Here is a 15,380-nt window from a genome sequence, read left to right as displayed (position 1 = left end):
GGCCGGGTGGTCAGGCGTCCGGGATCCAGTTGCCGTGGAAGCCGAGCGGCACGCGTACGGGCAGGTGGACGCGGGCCACGGGCGGTCCGGTGAAGTCCTGCGCGGACAGGATCACCAGGTCGGAGGCGCCGCGCTCGGGGTCGGCGACGTAGGCCATCAGGTATCCGGCGTCCTCGGCGCCCTGGGTGTCGCCCGGGTCCGGGGCGAAGGCGGCCTCGCCGACGGCGGCGTCCCGCGCGAACCCGTGCACCTCCGTCGTGCCCCGTACCAGGTCGTGCTTGACCAGCGCGTTGGTGAACGCGTCGTCGTGGTGGGGGCCGCTGGGCGTGAACTGCATACCGTACACGGGGGTGACGGCGGAGTAGCCGTAGCGGTGCTGCCGGGAGGCGTAGGCGTCGTTCACGCGCGGGAAGTCCTGGGGCCGGTCGTCCACGCACCGCTGTTCCAGCCGTCCGGTGCGCAGGTCGATGCGCCAGCGGTCGAGCCTGGGGCTGATGCCGCCGGGGTCGGCGACGTCCACGGGACCGTCGGCGGCGATCAGGTCGACGGTGATCGTCGAGCCGTCGTCGTAGGCGTTGAGGACGTGGCTGACGTAGAAGGGCTCGGCGGGCAGCCAGCGGACCTGGCCGCCGGTCCGGGGCAGGACGCCGACGTGGGCCTGGTGCGCGGGGTTCCAGCGGAAGCGCATCGCGTCCATGTCGAAGGTCAGCGGGATGTCGAAGACGACCACGAAGTTCTCCGACAGCGCGAAGTCGTGGAGGAACGGCAGGTCGCCGGGCAGCGGGAGGTCGGCGACGTGGGTGACCGTCCCGGCCGGGTCGGTGACGACGTGCTGGGCGAACGGGCGGCCCAGCAGGTATGCGAGCGAGTGCAGGTCGCCGGTGCGCGGGTCGACCTTGGAGTGCGCGTTGGCGCTGGAGCCCTCGCGGGTGGCGGCCAGGGGGCACTCGCCGACGGTGTCGAGGTCGTAGCCGAGTTCGTGGGGCGGCCCGCCCGCCTCCGACAGGGCGAGGGTGCGTCCGGCGTGGCGGAGCACGTGGATGTTCGGGGAGGGCGGCAGGAAGGCGGGCGGTTCCAGGCCGCGTTCCATCCGGTCGAGCGCGTCGGCGATCTCCGCCGAGCGCACCCAGCGGTTGCGGTACCACTCGGCCCGGCCGTCGCGGATCCGCACGCCGTGCACCATGCCCGCGCCGAAGGCCCAGAAGTGCGTGACGGGGTCCTCCACGCCGAGCGGGTTCGGGCCCAGCCGCAGGTAGCGGCCGTTCAGCTCGGCGGGCAGCCGCCCGGTCACGGGCAGGTCGTAAGCGGTGACCTCCTCCTTGACGGGGGCGAAGGGCCCGTGAAGGTAACGGTCGTAGCGGTCCATGCTCACCTCGGTCGATCGGCTGTACGGTGTACGAAGCGAGACGGTACAGCCGGGTGGAGCGCGGCGACCGAGGCCGCGGTAATGCGCTAGGCCAGGGAGCGAGCGGTTCACCAGGCGGAATCCGGCTGCTGCGGCAGGCGCACAACTGCCCTAGTACAGGAGGCGATCGGCATGCGGCGAACGGGGAGCGGCTCCGCGCCGCCCTACCTGCGGATCGTGCGGGAGATCCAGCGGCGCATCGACACGGGCGCACTGCGGCCGGGCGACCGCGTCCCGTCCATCAGGCAGGCCGCCGCGGAGTGGGGCGTGGCCACCGCGACCGCCACCAAGGCGCTCGACACCCTGCGCCGGCAGGGCCGGGTGGTGGCCGTCCCCCGCGTCGGCACCGTCGTGGCCGACCCCGCGCCGGGCGCGCCCCGGTCCGGGGAGGGCCGGACGCGCCGGTCGCGACCTGCGGCGACCGGCCCCGACGGGGAGCGCGACCGGGTCGTACGCGCCGCGATCGCCCTCGCCGACGCGGAGGGCTTCGAGTCGGTGTCGATGCGCGCCATCGCGGCGAAGCTCGGCATGCCCACCATGTCGCTGTACGGACTGCTGCGCGGCAAGGAGGAGCTGGCCGCGCTCATGGCCGACACCGCGTTCGGCGAGCTGGAGCTGCCCGAGGAGCCGCCCCCGGGCTGGCGTGCCCACCTGGAGCTCGCGGCGCGGCTGCAGTGGCGTCTCTACCTGCGGCATCCCTGGCTGCCCCGGCTCATGTCGCTCACCCATCCGCAGCCACTGCCCCACCTGCTCAGGTTCGGCGCCTGGGGCATGAGCGCCGTGCTGAAGCTCGGGCTCGACCCTGAGGCGGCCCGCCTCGTGTGGTGGGCCGTGGCCAACCACGTCCGGGGGACGGCCACGAACCTCGAGGCGCAACGCGACGCGGAGCGGCACACCGGGCTGTCACCCGACCAGTGGTACGTCGCCCACCTGCCGTCCCTGCGCGCCGCGCTCCCTACCGGCACGGCGCCGATCGACGACCGGCTGGGCTTCGACCTGACCTCGTTCTTCGAGGCCGGGCTCCAGCTCCTGCTCGACGGGGCCGCGGTCCAGATCGGACGGCAGCACCGGCGCGCTGATCCTCCGCGTTGACGAGCCGCTTCAGCCGGTGCGGAAGGTCACTTCCGGGTAGGCCGCGGACGGGCCGTTCAGCAGGGTGGCGGGGCGCTCGCGCAGGTGGACGTCGAAGAAGTCGCGCACGTACGCCCGGGTGATCGCGGCGGCCCGCGCCCCGGTCAGCCTGCCGGCGGGCAGGCCGAGCTGCTCGGCGAGCACCGGGAAGTCGGTGAAGGAGTCGTGCTCGGACCCGGCCACCTCGGCCCACCGCTTCCAGCCGGTCAGCAGCGGCCAGTTCTCCGCCCAGGTGGGCACGTCCGGGGTGCCGAACAGCAGGAGCGGCCGGGCGAGGCCGCCGGGCGGCGGCGGGACGACGAACGCCCCGTCGAGGACGGCGCCCGCGTCGATGCGGGGGTCGGCGGTCATGGCGTGGGCGGCGCTGTTGCCGCCGATGGAGTGCCCGGCCATGCCGATCCGGCGCGGGTCGACGGGCAGGCGCCGGTCCCGGATCAGGCGGTCGAGGACGAACGACACGTCGGCGGCGCGGATGTCCGGGACGAGTCCGGGCGCGTCCTCGATCCCGCAGGCCAGGCAGGTGGTGGTGCGCCCGCCGGGGAAGGTGGTGGCGGCCGACTCGTAGGTGTGGTCGACGGCGGCGACGGCGTACCCATGGCTGGCCAGGTCCTCGGCGAGGACGGTCAGCGACGAGCGGGGCAGGCCGAAGCCGGGCGAGAGGACGACGAGCGGGCGCTTGCCGGGCACGGGCGGGGCGCCGGTGCGGGCGTGGCCGCGGATCCGGCTCAGCAGGTCGCCGGGCGGCAGCCCCTGGGCGGCCAGGAGCAGCGCGGACTCCTCGGGGGTGACGTACCGGGCGCGGGCGCCGGAGGCGCGGGTGGCCGGGTACCACACGGTGACCATGAGGCGGCGGCGTTCGGCGGCCACCCAGGGGTCGGGGCGGGAGGCGTCGAGCAGGTCCCGGGAGACGGTGCCGACGGGGTGCGTCCCGGTCGGCGCGGGCAGCACCGGGACGGCCGTGAACCCGGGCTGGGGGACGGACGCGGACGCCGCGGTGGGGACCTGCAGCGTGGCCGCCAGCAGGGTGATGAGCAGGGCTCGGATCATGCGGTGAAAACTAGGCGGCGAGCCCCGCGCGGTCGTCGGACTTCTGGCCAAACATCCGCCCGCGCGCGTGGTCGCGCACGCCAACGGGCGGCCGTGCTCCGCTGGCCATACTGTCGGGCATGAATCTCGAACTGGTCAAGAAAGAGGTGTCCTCGCTCGTCACCCCCGGCACCCCGGGACTGGCCGTCGCCGTCTACTCCGGCGGCGAGGCGGTCGCCACGGCCGCGGCGGGCACGGCGTGCGTCGAGTTCGGCGTGCCGATCGACGCCGACACCCGCTTCGACATCGCGAGCGCGAGCAAGCAGTTCACCGCCGCGTGCGTGCTGCTGCTGGCCCGTGACGGCGCGCTCGGCCTGGACGACGACGTGCGGCGGCACGTGCCGGAGCTGAGCCTGGAGGTTCCCGTCACGCTGCGGCAGTGCCTTCAGCACACGGGCGGCCTGCCGGAGTGGTACACGGTCATGGCGCTGACCGGGCACCCGCTCGCCGAGATGACCGAGGAGCGCCTGCTGGAGGTCATCGCCCGGTTCCGCGGGACGACGTTCGAGCCCGGCACGGACTTCACCTACTCCAACACCGGGTACGTGCTGGCCTCGGTCGTCGTGCGCCGGGTCAGCGGCAGGTCGCTGGCGGAGTTCGCCCGGGAGCGGCTGTTCGGGCCGCTCGGCATGGACGACTCGATCTTCCGCGACGACGCGACGCTGCCCGTGGAGCGGATGGCGTACGGCTACGCCAACGTCGACGGGCCGACGCGCCGGGCCGACACGCAGGAGAGCGCGGTCGGCGACGGCGGCATGGTCACCAGCGTGCGCGACCTCGCCCCGTGGTTCGGCTTCCTGACCGACGGCCGGGTGCTCGGCGCGGACCTGCGCGACGCGCTGCTGGAGCGTGCCGTGCTGGCCGACGGCACCACGCTGCCGTACGCGTTCGGCGTCTACCACTACGAGGTCGCCGGGCGGCCGGCGTTCGGGCACGCGGGCGGCATGCACGGCTACCTGTCGGACCTGCTCGTGCTGCCGGACGAGGGCGTGGGCGTGGCGGTGCTGTCGAACCAGCGCGCGATCAACCCGCTCGCGCTGACCGAGCGCCTGGCCAAGCTGCTGCTCGGCGAGCCTCTCGCGGACCCGGGGCGGGAGCCGGGCACGCTGCCGCCGCCCGCGCACGAGCACTGGCACGACCCGGTCACCGGCCTGACGCTGACGCTCAAGCACGGCGACGACGGGGTGGAGGTGTCCGGCGTGGGCACGTTCGTCCCGGGCGCCGACGGCCGCTGGCACGGGCAGGGCGAGGAGGACCGGGAGTGGCTGGAGTGCTCCGGCGACACGCTCGTCCTGGGCTCGATGCTGGCGGCCCGGCCGCCGACCACGTTCCGGCCCGCCGCCGCGCCGACCGGCGAGGCGGCGCCCGAGGGCGAGTGGTGGAGCGGCGAGCTGGAGGCGCGGGCGAGCGTGCGCGACGGCGTGCTGCGCGTCGGCCGCACGCTCGAACTGCCGGTCGAGCCCGCCCCCGCGGGGCTGTGGCAGGCCGGGCCGTTCACGCTCCGGGAGGCCGACGGGGCCCTGCTGATCAGCGGCGGCGGCCTGCGCGGGTTCCGGTTCGCCTGAGCGCACTCGTTGGCCTGCGCAACCAGGCGGGGGTCGCGGGTTTTGGCGGCCCGGTCAGTGAACGGGGACGGTCCGGCTTCTAGCGTCCGACTGTCCCCGCCACTCAGCTTCCGAGGTGGTCACATGACTCCTGCGAAGACCGCCGCCGCGACAGCCGTGCTGCTGCTCCTCACCGCCTGCTCGGCAGGCGGCGCCACCCCGCCGCCTGCCGACACGCTGGTCTGGGCCACGGCCTCGCCGCCCAGCAGCCTCGACATCGCGCACGGCTTCAACAGCCCGTCGACCCTGGTCCAGACAGCCGTCCTCGACACCATGGTCACCCTCGACGAACGAGGGCGGCCGGCGCCCCACCTGGCGACCGGGTGGACCCAGCCCGACCCGGCGAGCTACCTGTTCACGCTGCGCAAGGGGGTGCGCTTCACCAACGGCAGCCCGCTGACCGCCGACGACGCCGCGTTCTCACTGCGCCGCCACCTCGACCCGAAGGTGGCCTCCCAGGCGGCCTCCTACTTCACCATGGTCAAGAAGGTCGAGCCGGTCGGCGACGACCAGGTGAAGGTGACGCTGAGCCGCCCGGCCCCGGCGTTCCTGGCCGTCTCGGCCATCGCCTGGCAGATCGTCCCCCGCAAGCTGGCCGAACCGCATCCCAAGGACCTGGGCAGCCCCGAGGTCGGCACGCTCGGCACCGGCCCGTACAAGGTGAGCCGGTTCTCCCTCACCTCCGGCGTGCTGCTGGAGCGCAACGAGGACTACTGGGGGCCGAAGCCCGCGCTGCGCCGGGTCGAGGTCAAGAGCATCGGCGACCCCGAGACGCTGCGGCTGGCCGTGCGGTCGGGCGAGATCGACGGCACCGCCGACCTCAACACCCGCGACGCGCGCAAGTGGACCGGGCTCCCCGGCGTCAAGACGATCTTCTACCCGGGCAACAACATCAGCTACCTGTCGCTCGCGGTCAAGAACGGGCCGCTGGCCGACGTGCACGTCCGGCGGGCCATCGCGCACGCGGTCAACCGCAAGGCGATCTCCGACCTGATGACGGCCGGGCACGGCGGCCCAGCCGACGCGCTGCTGCCCGAGCCGATCCTCACCGCCGTCTACGGCGACGCCCCTCCCCCGGTGCCCGTCCACGCCTACGACCCGGCCAAGGCCAAGGAGGAGCTGGCCAAGTCGGGCCATCCGGACGGATTCACGCTCGCCGCGCCCTACGCCAGCGGCGGCGACACGGGCACCGTCATGCAGGCCGTCGCCGCCGACCTCGCCAAGATCGGCATCACGCTCAAGCTGGAGCCCGCCCCGTCCGACCAGTACGCGGCCCGGATGATGGAGCACGACCGGCTCGGTGTCCACTACGTGGCCCTGGCCTACGGCACGCCTGAGCCGATCGAGGTGCTGCCCGACATGGTCAGCCGGGCCTCCGCCGAGCCGCAGGGCTTCAACTTCTCCGGCTACGGCTCGGCCGCCACCGACGAGAAGCTCGACGCGCTCGTCTCGGCCACCGGCGAGGCCCGCACGGACCAGGTCACCGACCTGCTGAAGGAGATCGCCGACCAGGTGCCGTACGTGCCGCTGTTCCACACCGACAACGCCGCGGCGCTGAACGAGAAGTACACCGCCTCGCTCCACACGTGGACCATGAACCTGTTCGCGGCGATCCGCCCGGCGGGCCGTTGACATGGCGCTGCTCAAGCTCCTCGGCCGCCGGCTCGGCGCCGCCGTCCTGCTGCTGGGCGTGCTGTCGACGCTCACGTACGGGCTGCTGCTGGCCTCGCCGGGCGGGCCGGAACAGGTGCTGCTCGGCGGGCGGCCGTCCACGCCGGAGACCCGGGCGGCCATCCGCGAGCAGTATCACCTGGACGACCCGTTCCCGGTCCGGTACGCGCGCTGGCTCGGCGACGCCCTCCAGGGCGACTTCGGCACGTCGATCTACTCCCGGGAGCCGGTGGTGAGCGTCATCGCCGACCGGCTGCCGGTCACCGCGAGCCTGGCCGCCTACGCGCTGGCGCTCACCGTCGCCGTCGGCGTCCCGGCCGGGCTGCTGGCCGCGATGCGCCGCGGCGGGCGGCTCGACCAGGGCATCACGCTCGGCGCGCTGGCCGCGCTGTCGATCCCGTCGTTCGCGCTGAGCATCCTGCTGCTGTACGGGTTCGCCGTCCAGCTCGGCTGGTTCCCGGTGTTCGGCGTGGGCGACACGTTCGCCGAGCGGATCACGCATCTCACGCTGCCCGCGATCGCGCTGGCGGCGGCGCAGGCCGCGCTGGTGGTCCGGCAGATGCGGGCGGCGGCGCTGGACCTGGCCGCCTCCGACTTCCTCACCTTCGCCCGCGCCCGCGGCCTGCCCAGGCGGCGCGTATGGACGAGTTACGCGCTGCGCAACGCCGCCCTGCCGGTGCTGACCGTGGGCGGGCTGCTGCTGGCGGCCAACCTGACCGGGTCGGTCTTCGTGGAGCAGGCGTTCGGCCTGCACGGGCTGGGGTCGCTGCTGATCGGCGCCGTCGGCCAGAAGGACATCCCGGTGGTGCAGGCGCTGGTGCTGCTCGGCGGCGTCATCGTGGTCGTCGTCAACCTGCTGATCGACCTGGCCTACCTGGTGGTCGACCCGCGCGTGCGGCAGGGGGCTGCGTCATGAGGGCCGTGCTGGTGACGATTCTCGGCCTGGCGGCGGTGGCCGCGCTGACCGGGCCCTGGCTGGCGCCGTACGACCCGGCCGCGCAGGACCTGGCGCTGAGCGCGGCCGGGCCGAGCGCCGCCCACTGGCTGGGCACCGACGACCTGGGCCGTGACGTGCTGTCGCGGCTGCTGACCGGGGCCCGCTCGGCGCTGTTCTGGCCGGTGCTGGTCGCGCTGTTCACCACCGTGCTCGGCACCGCGCTCGGGCTGGTGAGCGGCTACCACCGGGGCTGGGTGGACGCGGTGCTCATGCGGGTCGTGGACCTGGCGATCGCCATGCCGGGCCTGCTCGTGCTGATCGTGCTCGTGGGCGTGCTCGGCGGCGGCTACGGGTGGGCGGTGCTGGCCATGGCCGTGCTGTTCACGCCGGGCGACATCCGGGTGGTGCGCAGCCTGACGCTGGCCCAGCGGGAGCTGGCCTACGCCGAGGCGGCGCGCACGCTCGGGCTGCGGCCGGGCCGGATCATGTTCCGCCACCTGCTGCCCAACCTGGCGCCGACCGTGGTGGCCAACGCGCTGCTCAGCTTCACCGGGGCGCTGGTCGCGCTGGCCGGGCTGTCGTTCCTGGGCATCGGCCTGCCGGCCGGCACCCCGGACTGGGGACTCATGGTCGAGGAGAACCGGCAGCTCCTGGACCTCAACCCGTGGGCCTCGATCGCCCCGGCCGCGCTCATCACCGTGGTCGCCTGCGCGGCGACGCTGCTGGGCGACCGGGCGTTCGAGTCGATGTCGAAAGGAGCCGGCCGATGAAGGTGACCGGCCTGCGCGTCTCCGGGACCGGGCTGATCGTCGACGGGGTGGACCTGGAGGTCTCGCCGGGCGAGACCGTGGGCCTGGTCGGCGAGTCCGGGAGCGGCAAGTCGCTGACCGCCCGCGCGATGGCCGGGCTGCTGCCCCGGGGGCTGCGGGCGACGGGCTCCATCACGCTCGACGGCAGGGAGCTGATCGGCGCGCCCGAGCGGGTGTGGCGCACCGTGCGCGGGCGGCGGCTGTCGCTGCTCATGCAGGACCCGTTCGCCATGCTCAACCCGCTGCTGACGGCGGGCGCGCACATCGCCGAGTCGTCGCGCTCGCGCGTGCCGATCGCCGAACGGCTGGCCGAGGTCGGCATCGACGACCCGTCGGTGGCGCGGCGGCATCCGTTCCAGCTGTCGGGCGGCATGCGGCAGCGGGTGGCGCTGGCCGCCGCGCTGGCCGGCGACCCGGAGCTGCTGATCGCCGACGAGCCGACGACCGCGCTCGACGCCACCACCCAGCACGAGATCCTGCAGCTCGTCCGGCGGGTGCAGCGGGCGCGTGACATGGGCGTGCTGCTCATCACCCACGACCTGCGGGTGGCGTTCGAGCTGTGCGACCGGGTGGCCGTCATGTACGCCGGTCGCATCGTCGAGCACGGCCCGGCCGCCGAGCTGGGCCGGGCCGCGGCGCACCCGTACACGGCGCGGCTGCTGGCGACGGTGCCGACGGTGGAGCGGCGGCTGGCCCGGCTGGAGGGCATCCCCGGCGGCGTGCCCCCGGCCGGGGAGGTGAGCGGGGCGTGCGCGTTCGCCGCCCGGTGCGACCAGGCGGAGGCCGCCTGCGTGGAGGCCAGGCCGCCGCTGCGCGCGCTGCCGTCGGGGCGGCTGACCGCCTGCGTCACGCAGGTGCGCCCCCGGCCGGCCCCGTCCGGTACGGGCGCCCGCCGCGAGGCGGCCGGCCCGCCGGTGCTGCGGGTGTCCGGCCTGCGCAAGGCGTACGGCTCCCACGTGGCGCTCGGCGGCGTGAGCCTGGAGGTGCGCCAGGGCGAGACGGTCGGCGTCGTGGGCGGTTCGGGGTCGGGCAAGACCACGCTGGCGCGCTGCGTGCTGGGGTTGGTCACGCCCGACTCCGGCACGGTCGAGCTGGCCGGGGACGGGCCGCGCCACCGGCTGGTGCAGTGCGTGTTCCAGGACCCGTCCACGTCGCTGAACCCGGCGATGACCGTGGGCGCGGCGCTGGCCGAGGCGGCGGGGCAGGGCGCGCCGGAGACCCGGCCGACCGTGGCCGAGTTGCTGGAGGAGGTCGGGCTGCCCGCCTCCTACGCCGGGCGCCGGCCGGCGGCGCTGTCGGGCGGCGAGCGGCAGCGGGTGGCCATCGCCCGCGCGCTGGCCGTGCGCCCGTCGCTGCTGATCTGCGACGAGCCCGTGGCGTCGCTGGACGTGTCGGTGCAGGCGCACGTGCTGGAGCTGCTGCGCCGGATCGGCACGGCCATGCTGTTCATCACCCACGACCTGGCCGTGGTGCGGCAGATGGCCGACCGGCTGGTGGTGCTCTCGCGGGGCGAGGTGGTGGAGGCCGGGGAGGCGGACGCGGTGCTGGACGCGCCCGCGCACGACTACACGCGCCGGCTTCTGCGATCGGTGCCCGTTCTTACGGATTCTCATACTTCGGTAGCTAGCGCCAGCGATGGTGGATAAGGGAGCCTTCGATCATGCATGACCTGCTGCTTCGCCACGGAACGGTCCACGACGGGCTCGGTGGCCGCGCCAGGACGGCGGACGTCGCCATCCACGACGGCCGGGTCGTCGCCGTCGGCACCGGCCTCGGGCCCGCCCGGCGGGAGCTCGACGTGACCGGGCTCGTCGTGGCCCCCGGCTTCGTCGACCCGCACAGCCACTCCGACACGGTCCCCTTCCTGTCCGAGCCGCAGCCGTTCAAGCTGCTCCAAGGGGTCACCACGGAGATCATCGGCAACTGCGGGTTCTCCTGCGCCCCGGTGCGCGGCGACGCGAGCGGCTTCACCCCGTCCGTGCTGACCGGCGCGGCGTTCTCCACCATGCGCGAGTACCTGGACGCCGCCGAGGCCGCCGGGACGGCCAACAACCTCGCCGTGCTGACCGGCCACAACACGCTGCGGCTGGCCGCCGCCGGCATGTCCGCCGAGATCACCGCGACGCAGCTCGACCGGATGCGCGCGATGGCGGCCGAGGCGTTCGAGGCGGGCGCGTACGGCCTGTCGAGCGGCCTGGAGTACGTGCCCGGGGCCTACGCCGGGGTGGACGAGCTGGTCGCGCTCGCGCTGGTGGCCAAGCGGTGGGAGCTGACCTACGCCACGCACATGCGCAGCGAGAGCGAGGGGCTGGCCGACGCGCTAGACGAGGCGATCGCCGTGGCCGCCGGGGCGCGCATCCGGCTGCACGTCTCGCACTGCAAGGCGTCGGGCCGGGCCGTGCACGGCGCGTCCGCGCTGGTGCTGGAGAAGCTCACCCGGGCCCGCGCCGCCGGGGTGGACGTGCGCGCCGACGTCTACCCGTACCTGGCGTTCGGCACCGGGCTGGTGGCCGTGCTGCCGCCGGTCGCCTGCGAGGGCGGCGAGGACGCGCTGCTGGCGCGGCTGGCCGACCCGGGCGAGCGGGTCAGGCTGCGCGCGCTGGCCGAGAGCCCCGGCACCGGGATCGGCGTCGGCCTCTGGCGCGAGCTGCACCCGGCCGACGTGCAGATCCTCACCCACCGCGACCCGCGCGTGGCCGGGAAGCGGCTGGCCGACCTCGGCGGCGATCCGTGGAACGCGCTGTGCGACCTGCTGGCGGCCGACCCGGCGGCGGCCGGGGTCTTCCACACGATGCACGAGGGTGACCTGCGCGCCTTCCTGGCCGACCCGCTGGTGTCGATCGGCTCCGACGGCGGGCCGCCCGTCGGCCCGAACCATCCGCGCACGTTCGGCACGTTCCCCACCTTCCTCGGCCGCTACGTCCGCGAGGAGAAGGTCGTCCCCCTGGAGACCGCCGTGCGCAAGGTGACCTCCGCCGCGGCGGCGCAGTTCGGCCTGGTGGGACGCGGCTGGCTGGGCCCCGGCGCCGTCGCCGACGTGTGCGTGTTCGACCCGGAGACGATCGGCCACGCCGGCACGTACGAGCAGCCGGACGTGCGCCCCACCGGCGTCGTCCACGTGTTCCTGGCCGGGCGCCAGGCCGTCGCCGACGGCGAGCCGACCGGCGGCCGGCTCGGCCGCGTGCTGCGGCGGGGCCGGCCGTGACCGCCCGCGGCCGGGTCACCCTCGGCGTGCTGATCGACAGCCTCGGCCCGGACGTGATCCGGCCGCTCGTCCTGCCGAACGGGCGGCGGCCCCTGGCCGGGGCCCCGGTCATCTACGAGCCGGAGGAGCAGATGGCCGGCCTGGACGGGGCCGTCCTGCTGGTGACGGGCCGCCCGACGGCCGAGACGGTGGCCCGCGCGGGCGAGAGCCGCGTGGTCGCCGTCGTCGTCAAGCCCGGCGGCGCCGACCTGGAGGCGCTGACCGCCGCCGCCTCCGCCTCGGGGGCCGCGCTGCTGGCCGCGCCGCCCGAGCTGTCGTGGGGGCAGCTCTACACGCTGGTCGACGCGCTGCTGGCCGTCGTCGCCCCGGCCGGCGACCCCGGCGGCGCGCGGGCCGGTGACCTGTTCGCGCTGGCCAACGAGGTGGCGATCCGGGTCGGCGGCGCGGTCGCCATCGAGGACGTGGCCATGCGCGTGCTCGCCTACTCCGCCGTCGAGGGCCAGCCGATCGACGAGCTGCGCCGCGAGGGCATCCTCGGCCGCCGGGTGCCCGAGCACCCCACCAACACCGAGGAGTACGCCGCCGTCATGCGCGCCGACGGCGCCGTCTGGAGTTACGAGCCGCGCGAGTTCTACCCCCGCCTGGCCATCGCGGTCCGCGCCCACGGCGAGGCGCTCGGCACGATCTGGGCCGTCCAGGCGGAGGAGCCGCTGACCTCCGACGCGGCGGTGGTGCTGGCCGAGGCCGCCGCCGCCGCGGCCCCCCACCTGGCGCGCATCAACCTGGCCGCCGACGAGGCGCGGCGGCGGCGCGACGAGTGCCTGGGCTGGCTGCTGCGCGGCATGGGCGCGGTGGACGAGCTGGCCGCCTCCTTCGGGCTGTCGCCGGGCGAGCCGCTGACCGTGGTGTCGCTCGGCCCGGCCAACGGCACCGCCGACGTGTTCGCCGCCTCGCACGCCGCCGACCTGCTGCGCACCACGTACCTGGCGTACCGGATCCGGGCCGTCACCGGCGTCGTGGACGGGCGGGCGCACGCGGTGGTGGCCGCGGAGGCGTGCACGCCGCTGCTGCGCCGGATCACCGCCGACACGCTGGCTCGCGTCGGCGAGCGGCTGGGCGGCGGCTGGAAGGCCGGCATCGGCCGCACCTCCGACGGCGTCGCCACGCTGCGGACCAGCGCCCGCCAGGCCGAGGAGGCGCTGCGCGCGCTGTGCGGGCGCTTCGCCGACGAGCCGGTCGGCACCCACGAGGAGCTGTCGGCGGCGCTGTTCCTCACCGACCTCGACGGCGCGCTGCGGGCCAACGGCAGCCTGCGCGGCGAGCCTCTGGCGCTGATCGCCGCGCACGACGCCCGGCACGGCACCCGGTTCGTGCACAGCCTGTCGGTGTGGATCGCCGCCCACTACGACGTGCCCCGCGCGGCCGAACTGCTGTCGGTGCACCCCAACACGCTGCGGTACCGGCTGCGCCGCATCGGCGAGCTGGTCCCGCTCGACGAGCCCGACACCCGCCTGGTCCTGGCCCTCCAACTGCGGCTGAACGGCGACACAAAACCGGTGCCGTGAAGTTCGGCGTCAGCGCCAACGCCGCCCGCCCCGGCGGGCGCGATGCTGTGGGTCATGGCCGAACTTCTGACCACCGCCCCCACCGGGGTGCGGGTCCGCACCCTGCACGGCACCCCCGAGCTCCAGCGCGCCGCCAGCCTGCTGCGCGGCGTCTGGGAGACCCGGCCCGGCGACGACCCGCCGATCGCCCTCGACCTGCTGTGCGCCTTCTCCCACGCCGGCTGCTACGTGGGCGGCGCCTACCTCGACGGCGAGCTCGTGGGGGTGGCGGCCGGGTTCCTGGCCGCCGGGAGCAGCCTGCACTCCCACGTCGCCGGAGTGGCGGCCCCGGCGCGCGGGCACGGCGTCGGCCGGGCGCTCAAGGAGCACCAGCGCGCCTGGGCCGCCGACCGCGGCCTGACCACCGTCTCGTGGACCTTCGACCCGCTCGTGCGCCGCAACGCCTTCTTCAACCTGGCCCGGCTCGGCGCCCGCGTGACCGCGTACCTGCCCGACTTCTACGGCCCGATGAGCGACGGGCTCAACGACGGCGGCCCGTCCCACCGGCTGTTCGTCACCTGGCCCGTCAGCGGGGGCGCGCCGCACGAGCCGTCCGGCGCGACGTTCCGGACGATCGTCGACGAGACGGGCGTCGTGCGCGAGCCCGCCGGGGCGCCGCTGCTGCGCTGCGCGACGCCGCCCGACGTCGAACGGCTGCGCGCCGACGACCCGGCCGGGGCGCGGCGCTGGCGCGAGGCCCTGCACGCGGGCCTCGGCGGCGCCCTCGACCTGGGCTACCGGGTCACCGGCTTCACCCGCACCGGCTGGTACCTGCTGGCGGAGGGGGAGACGCGATGAGGCTCGACGGCATCGAACTGCGCCAGGTCGCGCTGCCGCTCGTCACCCCGTTCCGCACCTCGCTCGGCACGCAGACCACCCGCAACGCGCTGGTGCTGCGGGTGGTGAGCGACGAGGGCGAGGGCTGGGGCGAGTGCGTGGCCGAGGACGACCCCACCTACTCCGCCGAACACCTGCACGGCGCGGCCGACTTCGTCCGGCGCTTCGTCGTCCCCGCCCTGGCCGGGGGCGACCTGCGGCCCCCGGACGTGGCCGAGGCGCTCGCCCACCTGCGCGGCCACCCGATGGCCAAGTCCGCCGTGGAGATGGCGGTGCTCGACTGCTGGCTGCGCGCCCGCAACACCGCGCTCGCCGACCACCTGGGCGGGGTGCGCTCCCGGGTCGCCGTCGGCGTCTCCGTGGGCATCGTGGACGGCCTCGACACCCTGCTCGAAACCGTGGACAAGCACCTGACCAGCGGCTACGCCCGGATCAAGCTGAAGATCGAGCCCGGCTGGGACCTGGAGCCGGTCCGCGCGGTCCGCGAGACGTTCGGCCCGGCCACCATGCTCACGGTCGACGCCAACACCGCCTACTCCCCCGCCGACCTGCGGCACCTGGCCCGGCTGGACGCCTTCGGGCTCGCGCTCATCGAGCAGCCGTTCGCGCCCGGCGACCTGCGCAGCCACGCCGCGCTCGCCGCCCGCGTGGACACCCCGATCTGCCTGGACGAGAGCATCACCAGCGCCGCCGAGGCGGCCGAGGCCATCCGGCAGGGCGCCTGCTCGATCATCAACATCAAGCCCGGCCGGGTCGGCGGCTACCTGGAGGCGCGGCGGGTCCACGACGTGGCCCGCGCGAGCGGGGTGCCCGTGTGGTGCGGCGGCATGCTGGAGACGGGGCTGGGCCGGGCGGGGAACCTGGCGCTGGCCTGCCTGCCGGGGTTCACGCTGCCGGGCGACATCTCGGCGACCGAGCGCTACTACCGGCGCGACATCACCGCGCCGTTCACGCTCGGCGACGACGGGACGATGGCGGTGCCGACCGGCCCCGGCCTGGGCGTCACGCCCGACCCGGACGACCTCGGCGCCGCCACCACGGCCTCGGAGTGGATCCCGGTCCCCGCCTGACTCACCCGGACGGCCCGCGCC

Annotated in this window: 12 protein-coding genes; 10 read left to right on the top strand and 2 right to left on the bottom strand. The window is 75.2% G+C overall.

The window, feature by feature from the left end; all coding sequences use genetic code 11:
* Positions 1–10 precede the first annotated feature (10 nt).
* Entirely contained in the window at positions 11–1,366 is a 1,356-nt protein-coding gene (locus KME80_RS10950) for a carotenoid oxygenase family protein (protein WP_219503724.1), read from the bottom strand.
* A gap of 171 nt (positions 1,367–1,537) precedes the next feature.
* Here KME80_RS10950 and KME80_RS10945 point away from each other — a divergent pair, with 171 nt between their 5' ends.
* Positions 1,538–2,497, top strand: coding sequence for a GntR family transcriptional regulator (locus KME80_RS10945; protein ID WP_219503720.1), 960 nt, complete (start codon positions 1,538–1,540; stop codon positions 2,495–2,497).
* A 9-nt stretch (positions 2,498–2,506) separates the two neighbouring features.
* Here the strand turns inward: KME80_RS10945 and KME80_RS10940 are convergent, their stop codons facing one another.
* On the bottom strand, positions 2,507–3,583 hold the full coding sequence (locus KME80_RS10940) for an alpha/beta hydrolase family protein (RefSeq protein ID WP_219503704.1): 1,077 nt from the start codon (positions 3,581–3,583) through the stop codon (positions 2,507–2,509).
* A gap of 119 nt (positions 3,584–3,702) precedes the next feature.
* On the opposite strand from KME80_RS10940, the gene KME80_RS10935 reads away from it, so the two are divergent.
* The 9 genes from KME80_RS10935 (at position 3,703) to menC (ending at position 15,359) form a co-directional block, all read left to right on the top strand.
* Complete coding sequence (locus tag KME80_RS10935) at positions 3,703–5,187, top strand: serine hydrolase domain-containing protein (RefSeq protein WP_219503701.1); 1,485 nt, start codon at positions 3,703–3,705, stop codon at positions 5,185–5,187.
* 123 nt (positions 5,188–5,310) lie between these two features.
* Complete coding sequence (locus KME80_RS10930; RefSeq protein WP_219503698.1) at positions 5,311–6,858, top strand: ABC transporter substrate-binding protein; 1,548 nt, start codon at positions 5,311–5,313, stop codon at positions 6,856–6,858.
* Position 6,859: 1 nt separating this feature from the next.
* Positions 6,860–7,813: an ABC transporter permease gene (locus tag KME80_RS10925; RefSeq protein WP_219503696.1), complete on the top strand. Its 954-nt coding sequence runs from the start codon at positions 6,860–6,862 to the stop codon at positions 7,811–7,813.
* Positions 7,810–8,604, top strand: a complete 795-nt coding sequence (locus KME80_RS10920) for an ABC transporter permease (protein ID WP_219503693.1) — start codon at positions 7,810–7,812, stop codon at positions 8,602–8,604. Before KME80_RS10925 ends, KME80_RS10920 begins: the two co-directional genes overlap by 4 nt.
* Positions 8,601–10,289, top strand: coding sequence for an oligopeptide/dipeptide ABC transporter ATP-binding protein (locus tag KME80_RS10915; protein WP_219503692.1), 1,689 nt, complete (start codon positions 8,601–8,603; stop codon positions 10,287–10,289). Before KME80_RS10920 ends, KME80_RS10915 begins: the two co-directional genes overlap by 4 nt.
* Before the next feature lie 14 nt (positions 10,290–10,303).
* Positions 10,304–11,848 (top strand): N-acyl-D-amino-acid deacylase family protein, encoded by a 1,545-nt coding sequence (locus KME80_RS10910; RefSeq protein WP_219503690.1) that lies wholly within the window; start codon positions 10,304–10,306, stop codon positions 11,846–11,848.
* On the top strand, positions 11,845–13,413 hold the full coding sequence (locus tag KME80_RS52685; RefSeq protein WP_219503688.1) for a PucR family transcriptional regulator: 1,569 nt from the start codon (positions 11,845–11,847) through the stop codon (positions 13,411–13,413). The genes KME80_RS10910 and KME80_RS52685 overlap by 4 nt, the downstream gene beginning before the upstream one ends.
* A gap of 54 nt (positions 13,414–13,467) precedes the next feature.
* Positions 13,468–14,250 carry a GNAT family N-acetyltransferase gene (locus KME80_RS10900; protein ID WP_246644506.1) on the top strand — a complete coding sequence of 261 codons (783 nt, stop codon included), beginning with the start codon at positions 13,468–13,470 and terminating at the stop codon, positions 14,248–14,250.
* Entirely contained in the window at positions 14,247–15,359 is a 1,113-nt protein-coding gene (menC, locus tag KME80_RS10895) for an o-succinylbenzoate synthase (protein ID WP_219503684.1), read from the top strand. Before KME80_RS10900 ends, menC begins: the two co-directional genes overlap by 4 nt.
* Positions 15,360–15,380: the final 21 nt, after the last annotated feature.

The organism is Nonomuraea ceibae (assembly GCF_019396325.1).
In the GTDB taxonomy this organism is placed as follows: Bacteria; Actinomycetota; Actinomycetes; order Streptosporangiales; family Streptosporangiaceae; genus Nonomuraea; species Nonomuraea ceibae.
This window is presented reverse-complemented; position numbering and strand designations above follow the sequence as displayed.